The following is a 19,303-nucleotide window of genomic DNA, read 5'->3' as shown; positions in this document are numbered from 1 at the left end:
AGGGTGTGGTGCGATTCGTTGGCTAGAAACTAGACAGTAAGACGTTTAGAGGATTAGCCGCTTGGTAAATGTAGTACCTTGATAACTTGATAACCCTACAGGTGCGGGTTAGTAATAACCTTAGTCCTGTCCTCTAGATGCCTAGAGTGACGGCATTTCCTGCTGCTTTAGACTTGGTACATCTGAGGTAGTGAGCGAGGAAAAAAAGCGGTATCTGATAGCCTAAATCAGAAACCCGTTGAGCCAGAACCTATGGATAGCCCTGGGGCGAAGATACGAATTAACCATCGTCAACACCCACGAGCCAAAAGGCTGACAGGCTCGAAACAAAAGTTAACAGAGTTGGGGCTGATAGCTTATACCACTATCAGTAAGGCATTCCCGTTACTCTGTTGTGGACAGTATCATCAAATACGGTTCAACCAATGGTTATAGGGAACGAAGTAACCCTGATTGACTCTGCCCGTTCGGGGCAGTAGGAAACCATCCGCAAGTCAATAGAGGGAGAGGATGTCCTTAAAAGCCAAGGCTTTGAGTAATATCAAAGAGCTGCTGACAAAGGACGGGTAACTAGGAAGTCTAAGCAACAATCAACGGTCATATACGCCCTAAAACCAACAATCTTGTCTGGTGGGGATACAGCCAAGAGAGTTGAATAGACAAGGAAATAATAATTCCCATTATTATTCTACTAATGACAGTAGCCTAGTTACTCAGGAGCCGGATACGGCGAAAGTCGTAAGTCCGGTTTTGAAGCAGGGGGTGGGAAGGCGACTTCCTGCTCTACTGTAACGGGTGTGGGGAGAATAAATAAAATAATCTCCTATCTCCTGACTCCTGACGACCGGCTACTGACGACCGGCTACTGACGACCGGCTACTGACTCCTGACTCCACCAACAGATTTATTCAGCCAACGCTAAAAATATGTAAATAGACGATTTAATTGATTATTATTCATTCTTAATTCTCCTGACTACTGACTAATGGCTACTGACTCTCAACCCTAACAACGATTTTTGATTTCTGCAAGAGGTCTAATATGCAACCCTTTTCCCTGCATTTGCGGAAAATTTTTTGATTTATGCAAGAGTTCTAATGATAGAATGTAATCCTGTACTGCCTTGGAGAGGTGGCAGAGTGGTCGATTGCGCTCGACTTGAAATCGAGTAACCAGCAATGGTTCGTGGGTTCAAATCCCACCCTCTCCGTACTCAACCAATCAAATTTGGACTCCGGTTGCCCGATTGTTCTTAGAGAGGGGAAAATAAAATATACTAGGCTAAAAGGATAATATTGAGGCAGTAGCCCCCCGGCATGGTTTTTTGGAAAAGATTGTTTAATAGCTCGGAAGTCACTGCATCACCTGACTATTCGGGAGACTTGGTAGAGGTTGCCCAGAATGACCTCGGACAGACGCGAGTGTTTTTTAGTACCGATCGAGAGCTAGACCTATATGAGTTAGAAGAACTTTGTGACTCGGTAGGTTGGGCCCGTCGTCCTTTACGCAAAGTTAAAAAGGCGATCGAATGTAGTTTTTTAGTCGTGTCGATGTGGGAAGTGCGAGGTAATCGCCGTCGTTTAGTGGGTTTTGCTCGTGCCACTTCCGATCACGCTTTTAATGCTACAGTCTGGGATGTGGTTGTTCATCCTCACTATCAAAGTAAAGGCTTTGGTAAAGCATTAATGAAATTTATGATCAGGAAGTTGCGGGGTGAGGACATCAGTAATATAACTCTTTTCGCCGATCCGCAGGTGGTGGATTTCTATCGTCGTCTCGGTTTTGTTCTCGATCCCGAAGGTATCAAAGGGATGTTTTGGTATCCCGATTAAGAATGCGGCTCTTAGGCTATACTAAAAAAAGAGTTTACTTCGGGATGTAGCGCAGCTTGGTAGCGCGCCTGCTTTGGGAGCAGGATGCCGCAGGTTCAAATCCTGTCATCCCGACTGGAGAGAAAATTCTTCAAATCCTTACTTTGTCTCCTTTCCGGTTGACAAGAAAGGCTGCCTTTTTTTATTGCCAAACTCTGGTGAGTTAGCGGGAAAAGTAGGGAGTTTGGGGAGAGAAGGAGGAGGTTTTTGGAGAATAACAAGGGTTTTTCCGGCCACTCCTCCTTTTAAGATATCTACAGACGATTATTCTTCTTCGTAATCCCCCTCGAAATCGTCCTCATCCCCTTCCTCATCGGCTTCTGACCAGCTGTCGCTGATGGGTTGGCGACTAAAGCGACTGCTGCCGCGGGAGGAGAGGAAAGCCATTTCATCATCCTCTAAATCGACCACATCACCCTCAGCGTAGGCGCGAGCGGTTTGATCGTCAAGAATCATATCGCTATCGTCACTACTATCGCCGAAACCGGGACGAGGAGGGAAACTGGGACTGCTGGGGGCAGCGTAATAACCACGATTGTTGTTGTAGTTATATTCCTCCTCTGGGGGGGTGTAATCGCTGATCCCCGCCATGTTTTCGTGGGAATTAAAGCCAGTACCCGCCGGAATCAGACGACCGATAATCACGTTTTCCTTGAGACCCCGTAACCAGTCGGACTTGCCTTCGATCGCCGCTTCCGTGAGGACGCGGGTGGTTTCTTGGAAGGAGGCGGCACTGATAAAGCTATCGGTATTCAAGGAAGCTTTGGTGATTCCCAGTAGTACGGGCGTATATTTAGCCGCCGCCCCACCGGTGATTGACATGGCTTCATTTACCGTCTCCACCTGTCGCAATTCCAACAATTCCCCGGGCAACATACTGGTATCGCCGCCGTCATCGATCCGCACCTTAGAGGTCATCTGACGCACGATAACTTCGATGTGTTTATCGGCAATATCGATCCCCTGGGATTGATAAACCGACTGTACCTGATCAACGAGGAACATCTGGGTTTTTTCCAAGGCTTTTAAGGCCGCTTCGTAACTGCCCAAGCTATCCACATAATAATTAAAGAACACCTCTAAAATCTCGTGGGGATTAGCCTGACCATCGGTTAACGCCTGACCCGCATCGATACGCTGATTATCGCTCACCAGGGGGTTTTGACTGCCTAAAAGCGGATATTCACTGATCGTGCCGTCATCCTCGACCACCTTAATATCGACAATCTCAGAATCTTGGTACTCCACTTGACAAACTCCCGGTTTGCGTGCTAAGACACAAGCCTCTTTCGGTTTGCGGGCTTCGAGCAGTTCTTCGATTCTGGGTAAACCTTGAATGATATCCCCAGTTTTCGAGCGCTCAAACACCAACAGCACCAAATTATCGCCCCGTTGAACCAGATCTCCCTCATCGATGTGCAGAATCGCCCCGGCCGACACTCGGTAGGGTCGGGCCTTACGCAGACGGATTTCATAGCCGGTGGTGGTTTGGTCAACGGCCAGCACTTGACCGGAATTGGGGGCTAAAACTCCGGCAGCGATCTCAGCTTCGGCGATTACCAGATCCCCAGCTTTGACGGTGGGAGCAACAGCGAACGGGAGAATAAACTCGTCACGGTCACTGACAATTAAAAGACGGCGTACCGCTTCGCTACCCTTGCGAATCCCGCGAATTTCTCCAGCTTCCTTACACTGAATCTCAGTCCGGGCCACCACTGCCCCCGGTGGGATTTCATCGCCATCTTGGACGAGAACGCGAGTCTGAATATTACCGCCTAAAGGATCATTATCACTATCCCGACGCAGCACCAGAGATTCGAGAATAACTAACTGTAAACGCTGACAATCCCTGTCCTCAATCGGTTCTAACTCGATATCGGCCGTCAGATGGGAGACCGATTCTGGTTCTTCGCTAGAAATTTCTAGGACTAATTGAGTGCTGATCAGTTGACAACCCTCGACGGATTTAACTCTTTCCCCGTCTTTAAAGAAGATGCGCTGCACCGATCGCAGTTCGATATGTCGTCCTCCTTCTTGGTTAGCGGAACCTTGGGTGGGAGAAGTGGATTGGTCTTCTACGGTGAACTCCTGTACTGGTCGCAGCAGTAATCCTAAACCCTCGTTAGTTTCCACCCATTCCGCTTGCCGTAACTCCTCGATCGTCACTTCGGGAGTCAACTGTGTCCCCGGGTAAATTAACTGTTCTTGGGCAATTCCGGAGGATTCTGGTTCGAGATCCATAAATAACAGCCCCGGTTTCACAATAATCTCCCGGAGGATGTCATTTTTCTGGATCACTTCCACCACACCGCTAGAGTTACAGAAGATGTCTTTAACCACTTCTTCCCCTGCTTCCACATACTGCCCATCTTCCACCTGTAAGAGGGAGATATCTTTATTGACTTCGTGGGTTTCTTCGGGAATCCAGAGGATCGTGCCGCCTTTGGTGATTTCATAACCCTGTTTGCGGCTGCCTTTGGCGACTTCGATATCGACGTATTTAATCATCCCGCCGGTGTGGGTTTGATAGCGATCATCGATTAACTCGGCGACAATAGCATGATTCTGTACCTTTGTCCCCGGAGTGGTTTTCAGCAGGAAGCGCTGACCATCGACCGTATGAATAATAAATTGTTCCCGACCAGCGCTACTTTCCACTTTTACTTCGGCCTGATCCAAAGACACGGAAGCGGTGACGATATCGATTTCCCGGCTATTGGGGGCTAAACGCACCAAACCGCCGTTAGTGGATACTAACTTAGTTTCCGCTAGAACATCCCCCACTTGTACTTGATCGCCGTTACTGACCACGGGTTCAGCCCCGGTTGGCAAGTTATACACTTCTCCGGAGAGAATCCATAGTAATCCCCCCCGTTGGGCGATGCGGGTGGTATTGCCTTGGCGATCGGTTTTTTCCTCTGGGACTAATTGCGAGAATAGCACCTCGCCGGCTAAGTCACTGGTTACGTCTTTTGTGGCTTTTTCCGTGGATTTTTGGACTTTATCGGAGGTTATTTCCGCTAGTAACTGTTCCTCGCTTACCGTTGCCCCATCGGTGACAAATAGCAGTGATCCCGGAGTCAAAGAGTAGGTGACAGTTTCTTTAGTTTTATCCTTGGGTGTTAATTTAATTTCCCCCGGTGCCTCCACCTGGTCCCGTTCATCCCCGTGGCGAGTTCGCACGTTACGGATACTTAACCCCGGCAGAAAACGCACGCTTCCCTCGAAGGGACTCCGCACTTGCCGGGCCACTTCTCCGGTAAATACGCCCCCAGTGTGGAAGGTACGCATGGTTAACTGAGTTCCCGGTTCCCCGATCGATTGGGCTGCAATAATCCCCACTGCTTCCCCCATATCCACCGGATGACCGTGGGCCAGACTCCAACCGTAACAGGTTTGGCAAACTGAGCGGGCTGCTTCACAGGTTAAGGGGCTGCGGACTTTGATTTTATCGACCAGTTTGCCCAGTTTTTCGGCGGTTTCATCATCGATAATCTGGTTGCGGGTGGCGATCACTTCTCCCTTGACCACCACATCTTCGGCCAAGGAACGACCTAATAGGCGATCGCTTAAGGGAATTAACACGCGATCGCCATCGGTCATAGCAGTTAATTCGATGTAACGATTGGTGCCACAATCTGCCTCGCGGACGATGACATCTTGGGACACATCCACTAGACGACGGGTCAGATAACCGGAATCTGCCGTCCGTAGGGCGGTATCAACTAAACCTTTGCGCGCCCCGTAGGAGGAAATAACGTATTCGGTAACGGTCAATCCTTCCCGGAAGTTAGTCTTAATCGGGAGGTCAATAATTTCCCCCTGGGGATTAGCCATTAATCCCCGCATTCCCACTAACTGACGCACTTGGCTCATATTGCCCCGCGCCCCGGAGAAAGCCATCATATAGACGGAGTTGAGGGGATCGGTCACTTGGAAGTTGCGAATTACTTCATCTTTAAGCGATTCAGATGTACTATTCCAAGTATCAATTACTTTTTGGAAGCGTTCCACTTCGGTGATTTCCCCGCGCACATAACGCTGTTCGGTTTGCCGGATTTCCTGTTCGGCACTTTCGATCATTTGTCGTTTAGCTGGCGGTACGGTTAAATCATCCACACTAATGGAAACCCCTGCTTTGGTAGCGAAACGAAACCCGAGGTTTTTCAATTCATCGGCCATTTGTGAACAGCGCGCCGAACCGTAGTTTTGATAGGCCCAAGCGATCAGTTTTTTCAGTTTTCCTTTGTCAACAGTTTGGTTATAAAACATCTCGATCCCAGTAACAAGTAAACAGCTATTAGCTATCAGCCATCAGCATTCAGCTATCAGTTAGAAAAGGGAACAGGAAATAGGGAACGGGGAATAGGCAAATTTTTACTTTACTGTCCTTTTTTTTGCTTTTTCCTGGAAAATTCTCTCCTGTCTCCTGTCTCCTGACTCCTGACTTCTCACTGATAACTGATTACTGATTACTGATCACTGAAATTACACTTCCGATTCTTCTTCCTCAAAGTCTTCCGTGGTTAAAGATTCGTAGGTGGGGCGAGAGGGGGCGCGACGACCGACATCGACCATCAGATCCACCTCCACATCGCGGGAAGTACCATCGGGGGCATTTTCCACCTTGTGAACGGCGATATCGAGGCCGAGGGATTGCAATTCTCGCATCAAAACCTTAAAGGATTCTGGCGTACCCGGGCGGGGAATCGGCTTGCCTTTTACGATCGCATTTAAAGCCTCATTCCGTCCTTGCATATCATCGGATTTCACCGTGAGCAATTCCTGCAAGGTATAGGCTGCCCCGTAGGCCTCCAGGGCCCAGACTTCCATTTCTCCGAAGCGCTGGCCTCCCTGTTGAGCTTTACCGCCCAGGGGTTGCTGAGTAACCAAGGAGTAGGGACCGGTAGAACGGGCGTGAATTTTATCATCAACTAGGTGAACCAGTTTTAACATATAGGCCATACCGACGGTAACGGGACGGTCAAAGGGTTCGCCGGTGCGACCATCGTAAACGGTGACTTTGCCCGCGTGTTCTTCCTTGAACACCCAATCACGATTGGGTTTTTTCGAGGCATTTTCTAGCAATCCGTGGACGGTCAAACGGCTGGCTTCTTCCCCATACATTTCGTCAAAAGGAGTAATCTTAAAGCGCACGCCCAGATTTTCGCCAGCCCAACCCAGTAAACATTCAAACACCTGACCGACGTTCATGCGACTGGGAACCCCTAGGGGATTGAGAACGATATCGACGGGACGACCATCGGGGAGGTAGGGCATATCTTCTAGGGGCAGAATCCGAGAAATAATCCCTTTATTGCCGTGACGACCCGCCATTTTATCGCCCACTTGGATTTTGCGTTTTTGGGCAACGTAAACCCGTACCACCATATTGGCCCCGGGGGGTAATTCATCTCCCTGTTCGCGGGTAAATACCCGCACATCCACTACCCGGCCTTTTTCGCCGTTGGGGACGCGCAGGGAGTTATCCCGTACATCCCGGGCCTTTTCGCCGAAAATTGCCCGCAGTAGTTTTTCTTCGGGGGGTTGGTCTGATTCGCCTTTCGGGGTGACTTTCCCCACGAGGATATCGCTGGCTTCTACCCAGGCCCCGATGCGAATAATGCCTCGTTCATCGAGGTTTCGCAGGGCATCTTCACCGACGTTGGGAATTTCCCTGGTGATTTCCTCAGGTCCGAGTTTAGTTTGACGAGCTTCGATTTCGTATTTTTCAATGTGGATACTGGTGTAGGTGTCTTGTGCCACCAGTCTTTCGCTGATTAAAATCGCGTCTTCGTAGTTATAGCCTTCCCAGGGCATATAGGCGACGAGGATATTCTGGCCGAGGGCGATTTCTCCTCCTTCGGTGGCGGAACCATCGGCGAGGATCTGCCCTGGCACAACTTGTTCCCCTTGATAGACTAAAGGACGCTGATTTAGGCAGGTATCTTGGTTAGAGCGTTGATATTTCTGAATTTCGTACTCTATCTCGCTCTTACCGAAAATCTCTTTGTCTTCATCCGCCACTTTGATGCGAATCCGGTTAGCATCGACGTAGGAAACGACCCCATTGGTACGGGAAACGATGACCATACCAGAGTCGCGAGCGGCCTGTGCTTCCAATCCGGTACCCACAAGGGGACGTTCGGGACGCAGCAGGGGAACCGCTTGTCGCTGCATATTAGAACCCATGAGGGCGCGGTTAGCGTCGTCGTGTTCAAGGAAGGGAATCAGGGAAGTGGCCACCGAGACAATTTGGACGGGGGAAACACAAACGTAGTCCACTTGTTCGGGGGAGGTGGTGGAGAATTCCTGCCGATAGCGCACTGGGATAGTTTCGCCGAGGATATAACCATTTTCATCGGTGGCCACGTCTCCCGGTGCGACTCTGAGATCGTCTTCTTCGTCGGCGGTGAGGTATTTAACGGGGAGATCGTAGCGAACTCGGCCATTTTCCACCGCGTAACAGGGGGTTTCAATAAAACCGTAGTCGTTGACGCGGGCGTAGGTGGCCAGGGAACCGATTAAGCCGGCGTTGGGACCTTCTGGGGTTTCCACCGGACAAATGCGGCCGTGGTGGGAGGGGTGAATGTCGCGCACGGCAAAACCGGCCCGTTCCCGGGTGAGACCGCCAGGGCCAAGGGCGGAAATGCGGCGTTTATGGGTCAATTCCGCTAGGGGGTTGGTTTGATCCATGAACTGGGAGAGTTGCGAGGAACCAAAGAATTCTTTAATCGCCGCTACTAGGGGTTTCGGGTTGACTAGGGAAGCGGGGGTGAGGTTTTGGGATTCGCTGACGGTCATCCGTTCCCGAATGATTCTTTCTAAGCGGTTTAAACCTACTCGCACTTGGTTTTGGAGCAGTTCACCCACGGAACGGACGCGACGGTTGCCGAGGTGGTCGATGTCGTCGGTGTTGCCGATGTCAAATTCGAGGTTAATTAGGTAGTCGATCGCCGATAAGATGTCGGTGGTGGTGAGAACGCGCTGGTTATCGGGGACGTTGAGGCGTAGTTTTTTGTTGAGTTTATAACGACCAACGCGACCGAGATCGTAGCGTTTATTGTCAAAAAAGCGCGATTCGAGCAGTTGTTGTCCGCCAGTGACGGTGGGGGGTTCCCCGGGGCGTAGTTTGCGGTACAGGTCGAGCAGGGCCTCTTCTTCGGTGGGATTGCCTTCTTTGTCGAGGGTTTTTTGGTAGAATTCGGGATGGCGTAGGGAGTCAAAGATTTCGTTATCGCTCAATCCGATCGCTTTCAGGAGAACTTGGGCGGATAATTTGCGGGTTTTGTCGATTCTGACCCAGACTAAGCCGTTTTTGTCGGTTTCAAATTTTAACCAAGCTCCTCGGTTGGGAATCAGGGAAGCGGAGTAGGTACGGCGACCATTTTTGTCGATTTCGGCCTTGTAGTAAACACCGGGAGAACGGACGATCTGATTGACGATGACTCGTTCAGCCCCGTTAATGATAAAGGTTCCCCGTTCGGTCATCAGGGGTAAATCGCCGATAAAGACTTCCTGTTCGATGTTTTCTCCCGTTTCTTTGTTGATTAGACGGGTGGGAACGTACATCTGAACGGAATAGGTGCTATCGCGTCGTTTGGCTTCATCGACGTTGTATTTCGGTTCTTTGAGTCTGTAGTCCTGGCCGAGGAAATGTAGTTCTAATTTACCTGTATAGTCGCTGATGGGGGAAAAGCTATTCAGTTCCTCGATTAGTCCTTCTTCCAAAAACCACCGAAAACTGGAGTGTTGGATTTCGATGAGGTCGGGTAAGAGATTAAAGGTAAGATTGTTCATAGGGTTACAAGGGCTGATGACACGATAGCGACGGTCGGGAATTGCTCTCGGAGATCGGGGTTTTTAGGGGTTGGGTGTTGGGTTTTTAGGGTTTTAGGGTGTTGGGGTGTTGGGGTGTTGGGGTTTTAGTTGAATTCCCCCATTTCCCCATTCCCTGCTCGGTGCTAATAAACTGTGTTTTTTAACTGGGGAGTTGAAATAAGTGGCGGGCGTTGTGGGTGGTTTGTTCGGCTAGGGTTTCGACCGGATAGCCGCGCAGACGGGCGACGGTTTCGGCTACATGGAAGACGAAAGAGGGTTCACAGGGTTTACCGCGGTGGGGATTGGGGGAGAGAAAGGGGCAATCGGTTTCGATTAGTATGCGATCGCTGGGGACAATTTGGGCGGCAGCTTGCACGGTTTTACTGTTTTTGAAGGTGACAATGCCGCTAAAGCTGATGTAAAAACCCAAATCTAAAAACCATTGAGTTTCTTCGGGGTTGCCAGTCCAGCAGTGCATCACGCCGCGAATTTTGCCCACTTGTTGCCGAAAGGCGCTGATTTCCTCCCGCATGACCGGGGCTGCATCTCGACAATGGATAATCACGGGTTTATCGAGACGATGGGCGATTTCTAGTTGCGTCCAAAACACCTGTTTTTGCTGCTCTTGGTTATCCGCTTTATAGAAGTCTAAACCCATTTCTCCGATCGCCACGACGCGCCGATCAGATCGGGCTAGGGATTCGATCTGATCGGCACTATTATCTCGCCATTTTTGGGCATCTAGGGGATGTAAACCGACGGCGAAGGAAATTTCCTCAAATTGATCAGCAATGGCTTTAATCGCCGCAAATTCTTCTGGTTCGACACAGGAGTGAACCAGATGAACGACTCCCACACTTCGCCAACGTTCGGAGATAGCGGGCAAGTCGGCTTGCAAAACGTCAAAGTTCAAATGAACGTGCGTATCTATTAATTGCATCGACCCCCGATCGCTTGTTGCGTCTGTCCTGATTACAGCTTAATTGTTTCTTAGGAAGCTTGGCTAACTTTTTGCAAAGCTTTGGCTAAACTGGCTTTTTTTCTGGCGCCGTTGTTCCGGTGCAAGACGTTGCGCTTGACGGCTTTATCGATTTTACTGTAAGCTTCTGATAGAGCTTGTTGGGCGCTTTCTAACCCTTCCGGGCTGGGGTTAGCTCCGTAGGACGAGACGGCGACAAGACATTTTTTGATCAGGGTTCTTACGGCTGACTTGTACGCTTTGTTGCGTAGACGATTTCTTTCGGAGATTTGGACTCGTTTGAGTGCAGACTTTGTATTAGCCACAGTCGTTTCTTGTTCTCAATACTGGTATGGTTAATCCGGACACAGACAAACCATGATAACAGATTTGTGCTATTTGTTGCAAGAGTTTTCTGGACAAGGTTGGGGCAATCCCAGAGATATTTTCAGGATTGGGTTCCCAGCGATGGGGAAGTGTAAATGACTCTAAAACTGAGCCTCAAGGAGACTCAGTTTCTAGTTTTTTAAGAGCGGCAAGTTAACGAATGTACTCTTTGAGGATACTATTGCGGTTAGGGTGACGCAGTTTCCGCAGGGCCTTGGCTTCTATTTGACGAATGCGCTCGCGAGTGACGTTGAAAATCTGGCCGATTTCTTCGAGTGTTTTCATCCGGCCATCATCTAAACCGTAGCGCAGACGCAGCACATCGCGTTCGCGAGGACTAAGGGTATCGAGGACATTTTCTAAATCCTCGCGTAATAAATTTTTAGAAACTTCATCTTCTGGGGTTTCCCCATCCGCTTCGATAAAGTCTCCTAAACGGGAATCTTCTTCTTTACCGATGGGAGTCTCTAGAGAAATCGGTAATTGGGCAGATTTGGCAATAAAACGCAGTTTTTCGATGGTCATCTCCATCTTGGTGGCGATTTCTTCCTCGGTGGGTTTGCGACGCATTTCCTGAGAAAGAATCTTGGTGGTTTTTTTGATCCGGGAGATGGTTTCGTAGAGGTGGACGGGAAGACGAATGGTGCGGGATTGATCTGCGATCGCCCGGGTGATGGCTTGACGAATCCACCAAGTGGCATAGGTGGAGAATTTATAACCCTTTTCGTGGTCGAATTTTTCGGCGGCGCGGATCAAACCGAGGGAACCTTCTTGAATTAAATCTTGGAAGGAAAGACCGCGATTCATGTATTTCTTGGCGATCGAAACCACTAAACGCAGGTTCGATTGTACCATTTTTTCCTTAGCGCGACGACCATGGTACAAACGACGCTTAAAGGCCGATAAGTATTCCTTTGATTTCGCCAGCCATTCTTCCAGCATGGGAGCCATTAGCTCCGTCTTACCTAAATAAGCCTTAATATCCGATAATTTCGGTTCTTTTTCCGATTTTTCGGCGATAATTTTCTCGATGCGCTCGAACAAGAAAACCTGTTTTCCCCATTCAGCATCGCTATAGAGGCAAAAATCTTCGCGAATGCGTTCTAATTTCAGTAGGTCGGCGATTTTTCTCGCTAATTCGATCTCCTCCTCCGCTCTCAATAACCGAATCCTGCCGATCTCTTGCAGATAAATCCGAATCGAATCTTCTGTATAGGGTTTTTTTCTAGCGGCGTCGCGACGACGAGCGCTGGCAAGGCGGCGGGTTTTTTTGCCATCGTTGCTATCGCTGGTTTCTTCTAGCTCTAACTCGATATCCTCATCATCGAAGTCTTCGTCTAGGTCAATCAAATCTAAATCCAATGGCGGCTCGGTAAGGGTTAGTACATCGTGGGCCTGCATCATGCCGTTTTCCTCTTGCTCCTTCTGTGCAAAACTAGAAGATCGAATCTCAATCTAGGTGATACTGAACAAATTTGTGTCTCAAATCCGAGACGGGGAAAGACTTTTCCGATTGTAGCTTTAATTACAACAAATGGGAGAAGAACTTTGCTTAAATTTCCTTGTGTCGATGCGATTTTAGCGACACGGAATGCTGTTTTAGCTCGGTCAACTCATAATCTGGCTCCTGCAAAAATTGGGTAAATGGCTGGAGTACTGAAATCCGATCGCCGGTTTGTCTGCGGTGTTGACCAGATAGCTAAGTATCCAAGGAATTATGGGTGGGTTAACCGTTCCCATTGGCAAGAGGAACGGCATCCCTATTTGCCTTGGCTAATTCCTTTAGTCTTTAGCTATTGTATTTAATTTGATCGGATTCTTACGGATAAATTTCATCCCTCATTGCTTTTACGCGCATCCAATTTTAATACACTTGTATTAAAATTGTTAGAGCGCAAGCTCATAATATTAACTTAGCAACATTTTAGAAATTTGCGAGACAAATTTAAGATTTTCTCCAACAGCGCCATGGGGAGATGGGTGTGGGGTGATGGGGAAGTGGGGTGTGGGGTGTGGGGAGTTTTCTCAGTGAACTGATAACTGATAACTGATAACTGATAACTGATAACTGATAAGTAGTCATGCAAAATTAATTACCTGCCCGATCGAGCTAAAACCCTTACGGGGCAATGATCGTCATGTGTAAATAATTTTGCCTAGGTACTTAACTGATAACTGATAACTGATAACTGATAACTGATAACTGATAACTGACTCCTAACCCCACCGACCAACTTGTTCAGCAAACCCTATCTAGACTTGTAGCATTTCGGGGGTTTTTTCCTTCTGCTGCAGTGCGACGTGGAGACGGTTTAAGGCACTGACGTAGGCACGAGCGGAGGCGACAATAATATCGGTATCGGCTGCGCGAGCAGAATAGGTGCGTCCTTCGTAACGGAGACGGATGGTCACTTCTCCTAAAGCATCGATTCCCTCGGTAACTTCTCGCACCGAGAAAGAGATTAATTCGTTCGGAATCTGCACCACTCGATCAATCGCTTTGCAGAGAGCATCCACTGGCCCTGTACCAATGGCCGCATCGGATAACTCGCTACCGTCGGGAGTGCGAATTGTTACCGTGGCCGTGGGTCTGGCGTTATTGCCACAGGACACTTGTACTAATTCGAGGCGAAAGTGATCGGGAACCGTATCGATTTCATCGTTAACAATAGCTTCTAGATCGCGATCGGTGATTTCCTTTTTGCGATCAGCCATTTCCTTAAACTGGATAAAAGCGTTATTAAGTTCCGTTTCCGAAAGCTCAAAACCCAATTCCTGTAACCGAGAGCGAAAAGCGTTGCGGCCAGAGAGTTTACCGAGAACGATCTGATTATTAGTTAAACCGATCGATTCTGCGTCCATAATCTCATAGGTGAGTTTATGTTTTAACACCCCGTCCTGATGGATTCCCGACTCGTGTGCGAAAGCGTTAGCACCGACGATCGCCTTATTCGGTTGCACAATCATGCCGGTAAGATTAGAAACTAGGCGAGAAGTGCGATATATTTCCTTGGTGTTGATCTTGGTTAAAGGTTCCGTGGATTCTGGGGAACGACCGAGGAAAGGATTAAAATAGGAGCGCCGCACATGAAGGGCCATCACCAATTCTTCTAGGGAAGCATTACCGGCACGCTCACCGATACCATTAATGGTACATTCCAACTGTCGAGCGCCATTTTTAACTGCTTCGAGGAAATTAGCCACCGCTAACCCTAGGTCATCGTGACCATGGACGGAGATAATCGCTTGGTCGATATTGGGGACATTTTCCTTAATACCACGGATTAAAGCCCCAAATTCGCTAGGGGTGGTATAACCGACGGTATCGGGAATATTAACAGTGGTGGCTCCTGCGGCGATCGCTCTTTCGAGGACTTGATAGAGGAATTCCGGATCGCTGCGGCCAGCATCTTCGGGGGAAAATTCCACATCATTAAGGAAGGATTTAGCATAGGCCACCATTTCTGGCACAATGTCAAGAACTTCCTGACGAGTCTTCTTAAGTTTGTATTGGAGGTGGATATCAGATGTGGCTAGGAAGGTGTGAATTCTGGGCTTGGCGGCGGGTCTGAGCGCATCGGCGGCAGATTTGATATCTTTTTGGGTAGCCCGGGCTAATCCGCAAATAATCGGGCTATCAGCTTCGCTGCCGACGCTGGCGGCAATTTTCTGTACAGCTTCAAAGTCCCCCGGACTAGCGTGGGGAAAACCTGCTTCAATGACATCAACTCCCAGTCGTGCCAGTGCGCGCGCTATGGTTAGCTTCTCATCCACATTTAAAGCGGCACCCGGGGACTGTTCCCCATCTCGAAGGGTGGTATCGAAGATAATCACACGGTCTGGACTGGTATTCATAGTTTTTTTGTACCGTTAACGAACTTGGGAGTTGTTCCTCTGATTATAGCAGCCGAGGCCGAGGGGGTTGTTAAGGAAAATTGCCCTGAGAATTTCTCGACTTGCTCGCGCTTTTCCGGCTTGCCCTCTTTTTGGCTACCATAGAGGATATAGATAAATTGGCGAGGTAGTTAACAATGTTTGGCAAACCAGCGAAGGAACCGAACCCACCGGAGGTCAAAGACCTACAGGAGGTGATGTTTTCAATTAAGCAAAATCTCGAACCAGATCAGGATAAAACTGATATTAATCTTGTTGATACTCCTACTCCAGAGGTGGTTACTGTAGTTGAAAATATTAGTAAAATTCTCTCTCCCTATTTTATCGTTTTGGTGGGTTTATTTCTCTATGATCGAAATAGTTTTATCGGTTTTTTGTTAGTCTTTACGGGAGTTTTAGCGATTTTTCGAGTTTCTCTCAAGGATATCAATAAAATCTTTGAAGAAGGGAAAAAGTTTTTCCCATCTAAATAGGTTTCTCGTTTGGATAGAGCAGTTTCTTAATGGTGAAGTGGCAAGTCTCTACTGTTAGGAAACGACTAGAGGGATGTTTTTTTGAGTTATCAGTCAGTGAACTGATAACTGATAACTGATAACTGATAACTGATAAGTACCTAAGCAAAATTAATTACACATTTCGATAAAGCTTTTGCCTCTTGCCTATTGCCTCTTGCCTGTCTTCACTAGGAAATTTATTTTGCATGAACTAATAACTGATAACTGATAACTGATAACTGATAACTGATAACTGATAACTGATAACTGATAACTGATAACTGATAACTGATAACTGATAACTGATAACTGATAACTGATAACTGATAACTGATAACTGATAACTGATAACTGATAACTGATATAAGATTATGTCTTTAGTTGCATCTTTACTCGATCGAGTATCTCCTCAGAGTTTACAACAATTGCGAGCCAGCGATCAAACTTGGCAAGCTTTGCGTTTAGAAAATCCGCTTATTCCTACGGTAATTAATCAAAGTCAAGAATCTTTAGGAGAGACGGATTTTGATCTAGTTATTGCGGGGGGAACCCTAGGAATTTTTATCGGGGCTGCTTTGCAAACTAGGGGCTGGCGTGTGGCATTATTAGAAAGAGGTATTCTGCGCGGTCGTGAGCAGGAGTGGAATATTTCCCGTTTAGAATTAAGCAGTTTTTTAGAGTTAGATTTATTGACCGAAGTTGAATTAAATCAAGCAATAGCGACGGAATATAATCCTGCTAGGGTGAGATTTTATCAAGGTTATGAGCTTTGGGTCAGAGATATTTTAAATATTGGTGTTGATCCAGTTTATTTGCTAGAGACTTTAAAAACTAAGTTTTTGCAAGCGGGAGGAAAGTTATTAGAAAATTCGGGGTTTAGCGGGGCAATTATTCATCCCGATGGGGTAATGGTTAAAACGGGAGAAATGACTTTAAAAACCCGTTTATTAATCGATGCCATGGGTCATTTTTCGCCAATTGCAAAACAGGCAAGAAAAGGAGAAAAACCCGATGGAGTTTGTTTAGTGGTGGGTAGTTGCGGTCAGGGTTTTCCCAGTAATGAAACTGGTGATTTGATTTATTCTTTTACCCCAATCTTGCACCAATGTCAATACTTTTGGGAAGCATTTCCCGCTAGGGATGGTCGGACAACTTATTTATTTACCTATCTCGATACCCATCCTGATCGCTTTAGTTTAGAATTTTTGATGGGGGAGTATTTAAGATTACTGCCGGAGTATCAAAAGGTGGATTTAGAAGCGGTAAAGTTTCAGCGTTTTCTAGCGGGTTTTTTCCCTGCCTATCGTCAAAGTCCTTTAAAAATGCCTTGGTCAAGAATTCTGGCAGTGGGAGATAGTAGCGGTAGTCAATCTCCGGTAAGTTTTGGCGGTTTTGGGGCAATGGTTAGGCATTTAAAAAGGCTAACTTTTGCCATCGAGGAAGCTTTACAAATCGATGCTTTAAACCGAGAAGATTTAGCTCTTTTACAACCCTATCAACCAAATATATCGGTAACGTGGCTATTTCAAAAAACCATGAGTGTCCGGATGTCTGCTAACCCTAATCCCAATCAAATTAATGACTTAATGAGTGGAGTTTTTCGGGTAATGGATAAGTTGGGAGATGAGGTATTAAAACCGTTTTTACAGGATGTGGTGCAGTTTTCTTCCCTCTCAAAAACTTTGCCTTTGGTTAATCCTCAATTAGTTTTACCGATGATTCCACAAGTGGGTATCAGTCCTTTTATTGATTGGACGGGGCATTATTTTAATTTAGCTTTGTATAGTTGTTTATATCCCTTGGCAGCCAACTTACAACCTGTTTTAGAAAAGTTACCCGACAAGCAAAAATATCTTTATCATCGTTATTTGGATAGTTGGAAATATGGCTCTGGGGGAGATTTTATCAGTAACCTGATAACTGATAACTGATAACTGATAACTGATAACTGATAACTGATAACTGATAACTGATAACTGATAACTGATAACTGATAACTGATAACTGATTTAATCTTTATCTTGAAAAAATTGTTGATCGAGATAATTGACTTTAGCATAGGGTTCTAAAGCGGAGAGAATTTGTCGGCCATAACTGCGAGCATTGACACGATTATCGAGGACAGCCACACAACCCTGACACTCCCGGAGAGACTGAACAGATTGCTGAATTTCCCTCACTGCTGTGGGTAAAAGATAGGCACGAAACCAGTCGAGATGTTGTCGTTTGTAGTAAGCAATTTTGCCAGCAACGAGAGGATTTTCGGGGGAAGGTAAGGGTAAAGTTGCGATAATTAATAAACTGGGAGTAAGAAATTTTTCTTGATGGGTTTGCCAGAATTGCCAACCACAAACGAGAATAGTATTACTATTAATTTCAGTTTTTTCCACTTGCACTCGCGAACCGTAATCGGCTGCGATTTGGGTGGCAATTTGTGCCTTGAGAGGAACATCTTCAATCAGGATCACGATCGGTTGTTCACTGGTATGATTAGCACTAACTAATTCCCGCACTTGCTTTAATAACATCGGTTGAAATTCGGGGGTGTTGGGGGCGCTGATGCGATCGGGTAGATATAAATGAATATATTCACTTTCGCGATCAGCTGCAAACTTTAGAGTTAAAATATCTCCGATACCCTGATTTTGACGGTATAAATTAGCGGATTTTTCGCTATCTAAAAAACTGCCGATTAAAACAAAGGGTTGCTGCTGCCAAATCGGTTTGAAAAAACTAGCCACCTCCAAAGGACTGATTTTTAGGGTAAATTCTTCTCGCTCTCGATCTACTGATGTCCAGAGGAGATAATTATGCTCGGGGATTTTTGCCGCTAAAAGTTGCCAAGCAGAATCAGTGGTTAAGTCTTGATGCAAGCGTTGCAGGAGAGCAATTATATATTCTTTTTCTTTGGCATCGATAAGATAGCAATTATAGGGATTAATTGGATGACCAAGAATACTTTGGCTAAGTTGTGCTTTAATTAAGTCTATAAACTCTCTATGCTGGGGATATGCTGACTCTAAAGCAGACCATTGTTCGGGAGTAATGGTGACGGTGAGATAATCTACTAGACAAGTTTCTAAATCTTCGGCTCGATCAATTATAGTGGCGATATTCTGGGGAAAATGACCGAGATTGCCCAATTTATCCTCTAACCATTGTTGGGGTGTGGTGAGGAGTAAACCGGTAAAATTAGCCGGAAAGCGATCGCTTTTGAGGATATCTCGCTGAGTTTGTAACCATGCTTGCAGACGGGGTATTTCCACTTCTAACAGTAGGTTTACTTCCGACTCTGGGGCAACAATCAGAACAGGTGTATTACCCAAAAGGGCTGGGGTGAGATAACTGAGACAATAACGGGTGAGAGTAGTTCCAGTTTGTATGAGAGAGGAACGTTTTAGGCGTAAAGCTCTAGCCACCAGTCGCCCCATAGTGAGATGATGAGACCAGTAAAAGCGTCCTTGTTCGCGTAAAAAAGCGCGTAGGGAAGAATGAACCGCTGCTTCTAATAAAACCATCTCATCTCAGTTATTGGTTATCAGTGATCGATCATAGCCTTGATTTTGCCACTGATTGCACTCCGAGACTCTCTTACGGTGATTTAGGTTGAAGCTCAAATTTTATCTTGGAACGGTAAAAACCTAGAAACTAGGTAGGGTTGCTGAATAATGGTAAAACCCTTTTAAAATAAGGCTTTTGACCTTTTTGAAATCCAAAAGTGCCTCGTCTGGGAGTGAGCAGGGGGAAAATTCCGGGACTTTTTCCCTGAAAATTAGGTAATTGAGCAGATGAAAATCGGTAAAATCCTACACTCCACACCCCACACCCCACACCCTACCCCCACCGAAAACTTTTTCAGCAAACCCTAGGTAAATGTG

General features: G+C 46.9%; 14 protein-coding genes, 2 tRNA genes and 1 pseudogene. 6 read left to right on the top strand and 11 right to left on the bottom strand.

The genetic code is table 11. The features are described 5' to 3' along the window. Nucleotides 1–1,125: 1,125 nt before the first annotated feature. The 3 genes from VL20_RS26310 to VL20_RS26300 all read left to right on the top strand — a co-directional run bounded on the left by VL20_RS26310 (nt 1,126) and on the right by VL20_RS26300 (nt 1,946). Nucleotides 1,126–1,210 (top strand) — tRNA-Ser (locus VL20_RS26310). Nucleotides 1,211–1,316: 106 nt separating this feature from the next. Further along, nucleotides 1,317–1,832, top strand: a complete 516-nt coding sequence (locus VL20_RS26305) for a GNAT family N-acetyltransferase (RefSeq protein WP_002736326.1) — start codon at nt 1,317–1,319, stop codon at nt 1,830–1,832. Between the two features lie 40 nt (nt 1,833–1,872). After that, a tRNA-Pro gene (locus tag VL20_RS26300) sits at nt 1,873–1,946 on the top strand. A 189-nt stretch (nt 1,947–2,135) separates the two neighbouring features. On the opposite strand, the gene VL20_RS26295 is transcribed toward VL20_RS26300, so the two are convergent. The 5 genes from VL20_RS26295 to rpoD form a co-directional block, all read right to left on the bottom strand. After that, nucleotides 2,136–6,143: a DNA-directed RNA polymerase subunit beta' gene (locus VL20_RS26295; RefSeq protein ID WP_052278300.1), complete on the bottom strand. Its 4,008-nt coding sequence runs from the start codon at nt 6,141–6,143 to the stop codon at nt 2,136–2,138. A 216-nt stretch (nt 6,144–6,359) separates the two neighbouring features. Further along, nucleotides 6,360–9,671, bottom strand: a complete 3,312-nt coding sequence (gene rpoB / locus VL20_RS26290; RefSeq protein WP_002758699.1) for a DNA-directed RNA polymerase subunit beta — start codon at nt 9,669–9,671, stop codon at nt 6,360–6,362. Between the two features lie 181 nt (nt 9,672–9,852). After that, nucleotides 9,853–10,632: a TatD family hydrolase gene (locus VL20_RS26285; protein ID WP_052278299.1), complete on the bottom strand. Its 780-nt coding sequence runs from the start codon at nt 10,630–10,632 to the stop codon at nt 9,853–9,855. 50 nt (nt 10,633–10,682) lie between these two features. Beyond that, a complete protein-coding gene (gene rpsT, locus VL20_RS26280; protein WP_002786973.1) occupies nt 10,683–10,976 on the bottom strand; it encodes a 30S ribosomal protein S20 in 294 nt (97 codons plus the stop codon). 214 nt (nt 10,977–11,190) lie between these two features. Next, nucleotides 11,191–12,441, bottom strand: a complete 1,251-nt coding sequence (gene rpoD, locus VL20_RS26275) for an RNA polymerase sigma factor RpoD (RefSeq protein ID WP_052278298.1) — start codon at nt 12,439–12,441, stop codon at nt 11,191–11,193. Between the two features lie 240 nt (nt 12,442–12,681). On the opposite strand from rpoD, the gene VL20_RS31420 reads away from it, so the two are divergent. Further along, nucleotides 12,682–12,843: a hypothetical protein gene (locus tag VL20_RS31420; protein WP_158499395.1), complete on the top strand. Its 162-nt coding sequence runs from the start codon at nt 12,682–12,684 to the stop codon at nt 12,841–12,843. 139 nt (nt 12,844–12,982) lie between these two features. Here the strand turns inward: VL20_RS31420 and VL20_RS32005 are convergent, their stop codons facing one another. Beyond that, nucleotides 12,983–13,120, bottom strand: a complete 138-nt coding sequence (locus VL20_RS32005) for a hypothetical protein (protein WP_167341527.1) — start codon at nt 13,118–13,120, stop codon at nt 12,983–12,985. Nucleotides 13,121–13,290: 170 nt separating this feature from the next. Continuing rightward, on the bottom strand, nt 13,291–14,892 hold the full coding sequence (locus tag VL20_RS26270; protein ID WP_052278297.1) for a 2-isopropylmalate synthase: 1,602 nt from the start codon (nt 14,890–14,892) through the stop codon (nt 13,291–13,293). Between the two features lie 176 nt (nt 14,893–15,068). Here VL20_RS26270 and VL20_RS26265 point away from each other — a divergent pair, with 176 nt between their 5' ends. Then, on the top strand, nt 15,069–15,404 hold the full coding sequence (locus VL20_RS26265; protein WP_052278296.1) for a hypothetical protein: 336 nt from the start codon (nt 15,069–15,071) through the stop codon (nt 15,402–15,404). Here VL20_RS26265 and VL20_RS31415 read toward each other — a convergent pair. Beyond that, nucleotides 15,397–15,552 carry a hypothetical protein gene (locus tag VL20_RS31415; protein WP_158499394.1) on the bottom strand — a complete coding sequence of 52 codons (156 nt, stop codon included), beginning with the start codon at nt 15,550–15,552 and terminating at the stop codon, nt 15,397–15,399. The genes VL20_RS26265 and VL20_RS31415 overlap by 8 nt on opposite strands. A gap of 244 nt (nt 15,553–15,796) precedes the next feature. Here VL20_RS31415 and VL20_RS26260 point away from each other — a divergent pair, with 244 nt between their 5' ends. After that, the gene (locus VL20_RS26260) at nt 15,797–17,356 is read left to right on the top strand and encodes an NAD(P)/FAD-dependent oxidoreductase (protein ID WP_052278295.1); all 1,560 of its coding nucleotides are present in this window, start codon (nt 15,797–15,799) and stop codon (nt 17,354–17,356) included. Here the strand turns inward: VL20_RS26260 and VL20_RS30775 are convergent. From VL20_RS30775 to VL20_RS33985, 3 genes and pseudogenes are all read right to left on the bottom strand, one after another. After that, the gene (locus VL20_RS30775) at nt 17,290–17,484 is read right to left on the bottom strand and encodes a hypothetical protein (protein ID WP_128575337.1); all 195 of its coding nucleotides are present in this window, start codon (nt 17,482–17,484) and stop codon (nt 17,290–17,292) included. The genes VL20_RS26260 and VL20_RS30775 overlap by 67 nt on opposite strands. Continuing rightward, nucleotides 17,435–18,943, bottom strand: coding sequence for a helicase C-terminal domain-containing protein (locus VL20_RS26255; protein ID WP_052278294.1), 1,509 nt, complete (start codon nt 18,941–18,943; stop codon nt 17,435–17,437). The genes VL20_RS30775 and VL20_RS26255 overlap by 50 nt, the downstream gene beginning before the upstream one ends. Before the next feature lie 123 nt (nt 18,944–19,066). Then, nucleotides 19,067–19,258, bottom strand: a pseudogene (locus VL20_RS33985) (hypothetical protein). Nucleotides 19,259–19,303: the final 45 nt, after the last annotated feature.

The sequence above is a fragment of the Microcystis panniformis FACHB-1757 genome, from assembly GCF_001264245.1.
In the GTDB taxonomy this organism is placed as follows: Bacteria; Cyanobacteriota; Cyanobacteriia; order Cyanobacteriales; family Microcystaceae; genus Microcystis; species Microcystis panniformis.
Note: the sequence above shows the minus strand (reverse complement) of the source record. Positions and strands in the feature narration are given on the sequence as shown.